This window comes from Streptomyces sp. SID4985, assembly GCF_009863025.1.
Taxonomy (GTDB): domain Bacteria; phylum Actinomycetota; class Actinomycetes; order Streptomycetales; family Streptomycetaceae; genus Streptomyces.
Genome location: NZ_WWIR01000496.1, coordinates 1 through 5,076 on the forward strand (window position 1 = coordinate 1; position 5,076 = coordinate 5,076).

A 5,076-nucleotide genomic window follows, 5' to 3' on the forward strand; every position below is an offset into this window, starting at 1 on the left:
GGCGCGGTCTACCGCTGCTGGGCCGAGGCCGAGGACGGCCGGCTGCCCCCCTTCCCGGCACCCGAGATCAAGGTGGCCGACCTGACCGCCTTCGCCCTCCAGGCCGCCTGCTGGGGCGACCCGGACGCCTCGGGCCTCGCCCTGCTGGACCCGCCGCCCGCCGGAGCGATGGCGGCGGCGCGCGACGTCCTCGCGGCGGTGGGCGCCGTAGACCCCGCGGGGCACGCCACCGACCGGGGCGTCCGGCTGTCCCGCCTCGGCGTCCATCCCCGTCTGGGCCGCGCCCTGCTGGACACCGACGGCACGGGCGCCGATGCGGTCGCCCTGCTGTCGGAGGAGGTCCCGCGCGAGTACGGCGACGATCTCGCCACGGCGCTACGGCGCGCCCGGCGGGGCGGGGACGCGTACGCCTCCCGGTGGCGCACGGAGGTACGGCGGCTGCGGGGGCTCACCGGGACGACGGCCCCCGGCGCTCATCACGAGCACGACGTTCTCGACGCGGCTGTCGGCCGCGTGGCCGCGCTCGCCTTCCCCGAGCGTGTGGCCCGGCTGGACGGCGGCTCGTATCTCATGGTGTCCGGGACGCGGGCTGAGCTGCCGGATGGATCACCGCTGCGCGGGGCGCCGTGGATCGTGGTGGCCGTGGCCGACCGGCCCGGTGGGAAGGGACACGCGCGCGTGCGGCTCGGTGCCGCCGTACCGGAGGACGTGGCGCGGGAGGCAGCCCGTGCGCTGCTCTCCGAGGGGGAGGAGGTGCGCTGGGCCGACGGGGAGGTCGTGGCGCGGCGGGTCGAGCGGCTCGGGGCCGTGGAGCTGGCCGTACGGCAACTCGCGGACCCGGAGCCCGCGTTGGTGCGCGCGGCCCTGCTGGACGGGCTGCGGCGGGAGGGGCTCGGACTGCTGAGGTGGTCCGAGGGGGCGAGGGCGCTGCGGCGGCGGCTGGCGTTCCTGCGGGCGCGGCTGGGCGAGCCGTGGCCGGACGTGTCGGACGAGGCGTTGTTCGCGCGGGTGGACGAATGGCTGGAACCCGAGCTCGGCCGGGCCGGGCGCCGGGCCGATCTGGGCCGACTCGACGCCGGGCAGGCGCTCGGGCGGCTGCTGCCGTGGGCGAGCGGGGAGGCGGGCCGGCTGGACGAGCTGGCGCCCGAGCGGATCACCGTGCCGAGCGGTTCGAGCGTGAGGGTCGACTACAGCGATCCCGAACGGCCCGTGCTGGCCGTGAAGTTGCAGGAGATGTTCGGGCTCGGTGAGACCCCGGCGGTGGCCGGGGTGCCGCTGCTCGTCCACCTGCTCTCGCCCGCCGGGCGCCCCGCCGCCGTGACGGCCGACCTCGCCTCCTTCTGGCGGGACGGCTATCGCGGCGTACGGGCCGAGCTGCGCGGGCGTTATCCGAAGCACCCGTGGCCGGAGGACCCGGCCACGGCCGAGCCCACCCGGTACACCAAGGCGCGGCTCGGCCGGAGTTGACGCTCCGTCAGGACGTCGCGGACGGGCTCGGAGACGGCTCGGCCGGGTCGTCGGCGGCGGGGGTGCCATCCGCGGGAGTGCCGTCCGCCGGGGCCACCGTCAGCTTCACGGTGAGGGTGGCGCCGCCCGTGGTGGTGATCCGGAGCAGATAGGTGCCGCTGATGTCGTCGGCGTACAGCTTCGGGAGGGTGAGCAGGCCCTTGTCGTCCGTCTTGAGCCCGGTGAGGGTGCGGACGGGCTTGTCGTCGGCGCCCTTGAAGTAGGGGCCCTTGTCGTTCTCGGCGGGGTCGTCGTCGGCCTTGATCAGGGTGGCGGTGGCCTCGACGCGGTCGGCGACGGCGCCCTTGTAGGTGGCCTTGACCTGGACGGCGTCGGTGAACTCGCCGCCGGGGACGCAGGTGTGGGCCTTGTCGTCGGCGGGGGCGAGGGCGTCGGCGGCGCGCGGGGTGACGCTCGCCTTGTAGTCGACGCCCTTGACCTGGCGGCCGACGAGAGCGGTGGTGATCTTGAAGGCGCCGGTCTTCTCGCCCGCCTGGAGCGCGGGGGCGGTCGCCACGCCCTTGGCGTCGGTGGTGACGGCGGCGACCGTCTCGCCGCCCGCGAAGGTGGCGTCGGTGTCCCCGGTGATGGTGAAGCGGATCCGCACCTTGGGCACGGCCTTGCCGTCCTTGGTCTCGGCGCGGGCGGCGACCCTCCCGGTGAAGGTGTGCCCGGCCATCGCGGTCGACTCGGCCGCGGCGGGGTCGGGGTAGGCGAGATGGTCCACGCTGTCCGTGGCGGTGGGCCGGTCCCACGGCGGAGTGGGCGGGGTGGGCGGCTTGGGGGTGTGGCTGCCGTCGCCTCCGGCGGGAATGCCCGGGTCGGGCTTCGACGGCGGGGTCGGCTTGGCCGGCTTCGTGGGCTTGGCGGGCTTCGTCGGCTTGGCGGGCGCGTACGGTCCGGTCGTGCCGGAGTGCGTGGGGTGCGCGGGGGTCTCGTCGCTGCGGTGGGTGGGCAGGCCGCCAGTGCCGTCGGGGACGGTGTGGACGCCCTTGCGGTAGTAGCTCACCCAGTTCAGGACGAGGTTCAGATAGTCGGTCGAGTTGTTGTAGCTGAGGATCGCGCTGCGCAGGTCGGCGTCGCGGGACAGGTCCCGGTCACCCCGGCACAGGTAGTGACCGGCGGCGAGGGCGGCGTCGTAGACGTTGTTCGGGTCGGCCTTGCCGTCGCTGTTGCCGTCGCGTCCGGCCCAGGCCCAGGTGGACGGGATGAACTGCATCGGGCCGATGGCCTGGTCGTAGGAGGCGTTGCCGTCGTAGGCACCGTGGTCGGTGTCCTTGATCAGCGCGAAGCCGTTGCCGTCGAGCTGGGGGCCGAGGATCCGGCCGATGGTGGTGCCGTCGGCGTCCACACGGCCGCCGCGGGCCTGGCCGGACTCCACCTTGCCGATGGCCGCGAGGAGTTGCCAGGGCAGGTTGCAGCCGGGCTTGGAGTCGCGCAGCTCGGCCTCGGCACGCTTGTACGCGTCCAGGACGGTCGCGGGGATCTCACCCGCAGCCTCTCCCTCGCCCCGCGACACCGGCGTGCCGATGACGGGCGAGGAGCTGGGTGCGGGGCTGTGCAGCGGGGGCAGGTCGGTGTAGTACGGGGAGCTGCCGGTGGCGTCCGAGGCCGCGTCCGGCGCCGGTGTGTCGAGGGCGGTGGCCGGAGCGTTCACATTCGCTCCGACCGCTCCGGGAGCCTGGGACGCGGACAGGGCCGCGACCGCCACAGCGGCCACCGCGGTGCTCGCCGCTCCCTTGCGCAGCCGACTGCCGAAATGCGCCGCCATAGAACAAACCCTCCCGTGGGCGCCATGGCGCCCGTCTCCGACTACCCCGCACTGGTGTGACGACTGAGCCCGTACGGTGGTTGCCCTTGGTGCGCGATTCCGTCCCTGTGACCGGTGCGCGCCGTGCGGCCCACACGGAGGCCCTGTTGACCCTACGACAACTTGCTTGGCATGCCCACCCGTTCCTGTCCGGATTCCGTCGCCCCCGCAACTGCCCCGGTACGGCCGGGGCATGCGGCCCACCGCGCATACTGGGACGCACTCGATCACCGGTCCCGGGCGTGGCGAACTGCCCGACGCCCGTTCCTGGAGGCTCCGTTGCCGTTCACACTCAGTCACGCGGCCGCCGTGCTGCCCGCGATCCGCCGGGACGGGAGCGGGCGGGGCCGGCTGGTGCCCTCGGTGCTCGTCGCCGGGTCCTTCGCACCCGATCTCACCTATTTCGCGGCGAGTTTCGTGCCGGGCGCCATGGAGTTCGGGGCGGTCACGCACTCCTTCGCCGGAGTGGCGAGCGTGGACGTGCTCATCGCGTGGACGCTGGTCGCGCTCTGGCTCCTGGTCCGCGAACCGCTCGTGGCGCTGCTGCCCCGCGCCCACCAGGGACGCCCGGCCGCCCTCTCGCGCTGCGGGGCGCCCCGGGCGCGGCTGCGCGGTACGACCGTGCTCTGGTGGTACGTCTCGGCGGCGCTCGGCGCGCTGACCCACGTCGTATGGGACGCCTTCACCCACCACGACCGCTGGGGCTCCCGGATCTTCCCCGCGCTCATGGGGGAGGCGGCCGGACTGCCGGTGTACACCTGGTTCCAGTACGGCACCTCGGCGCTGGCCGCCGTCGTCCTCGTGGTGTTCCTGCTGCACGCGTTGCGGTGGGCGCCCGCCTCGGTGCCGGACGGGTCGGTACCGGACGGAGTGCCCGTGCTGTCCGCCCGGGACCGCGTCCTGGCCGCGGCACTGCTCGGCGGCTGCGCGCTGGTCGCCGCCCTCCAGCGCATGACGCTGTGGTGGTCACGGCCGAACGCCCCGCTCCTCGAACTGGTGCCCACCGTCTGCTTCGGCGCGGGCGCCGGGCTGCTGGTGGGAGTGGTGCTGTACGCCGTCGCCGTCAGGGCGTGGCGTCCGGCTCCCGCGCGCTCGGCCCTGGCCGCCCGGGAGCCGGTGGGACCGGGGGCTCGCTGACGGGGTCGCGCTGCTCGCAGGACTGAAGCCCTACGCCCTCACCGTCACGGTGCGGCGTCCGGCTCCCGCGCGTCCGGCCGCGCCTGCCCGGGAGCCGGTGGGGACGGGCGCTCGGTGAGCGACGCGACGAATACGGTCAGGGTGTGCCGGGGGCGTGCCTTGGGCAGCGCGGCCAGCAACAGCGCGAGGTAACCCCGGGCGACGTCCACCCGAGCCCGCCACTGGAGCGCGGCAGCGCGGCGTCTCAGGGCCGCGAGGGCGGCACGCATCCGCGCGGCCGGATCGACGGGGATGCGGGCACTGCTCGCGTCGGCCGCGAGCGACGGCACCGCCGGGGCGTCTCCGCCCCGCCCCGGGTCCGCCTCCGCCCGCTCGGTCCGCATCCGTATACCCATGCTCGCAGTGTTGCCGCAGCGGCCACCAGAAGGCGTTCTGACGGGGGCCACGTGAGTGACGGGGCCCTCCGGGGGGTGGCAGGGATGGGAAAAGGACCCTAAACGCAGAAAACCCCCGCACCAATCGGTGCGGGGGTTTTCCCTAAAATTTGTTCGGCGGCGTCCTACTCTCCCACAGGGTCCCCCCTGCAGTACCATCGGCGCTGTGAGGCTTAGCTTCCGGGTTCG

At 74.5% G+C, this 5,076-nt stretch carries 4 protein-coding genes and 1 rRNA gene; 2 read left to right on the forward strand and 3 right to left on the reverse strand.

Annotated elements, in window-relative coordinates; genetic code table 11:
• The coding region (locus GTW40_RS21835) for an ATP-dependent helicase C-terminal domain-containing protein (RefSeq protein ID WP_272919028.1) at positions 1 to 1,467 on the forward strand (1,467 nt) is incomplete at its 5' end.
• 7 nt (positions 1,468 to 1,474) lie between these two features.
• Here GTW40_RS21835 and GTW40_RS21840 read toward each other — a convergent pair.
• Complete coding sequence (locus tag GTW40_RS21840; protein ID WP_161181886.1) at positions 1,475 to 3,277, reverse strand: lytic murein transglycosylase; 1,803 nt, start codon at positions 3,275 to 3,277, stop codon at positions 1,475 to 1,477.
• Between the two features lie 318 nt (positions 3,278 to 3,595).
• Here GTW40_RS21840 and GTW40_RS21845 point away from each other — a divergent pair, with 318 nt between their 5' ends.
• The gene (locus tag GTW40_RS21845; RefSeq protein ID WP_161181887.1) at positions 3,596 to 4,453 is read left to right on the forward strand and encodes a DUF4184 family protein; all 858 of its coding nucleotides are present in this window, start codon (positions 3,596 to 3,598) and stop codon (positions 4,451 to 4,453) included.
• A 44-nt stretch (positions 4,454 to 4,497) separates the two neighbouring features.
• Here the strand turns inward: GTW40_RS21845 and GTW40_RS32760 are convergent, their stop codons facing one another.
• Positions 4,498 to 4,848 carry a hypothetical protein gene (locus GTW40_RS32760; protein WP_202486245.1) on the reverse strand — a complete coding sequence of 117 codons (351 nt, stop codon included), beginning with the start codon at positions 4,846 to 4,848 and terminating at the stop codon, positions 4,498 to 4,500.
• A 151-nt stretch (positions 4,849 to 4,999) separates the two neighbouring features.
• Positions 5,000 to 5,076: ribosomal RNA gene (rrf, locus tag GTW40_RS21850) — 5S ribosomal RNA — on the reverse strand; the annotation flags it as partial.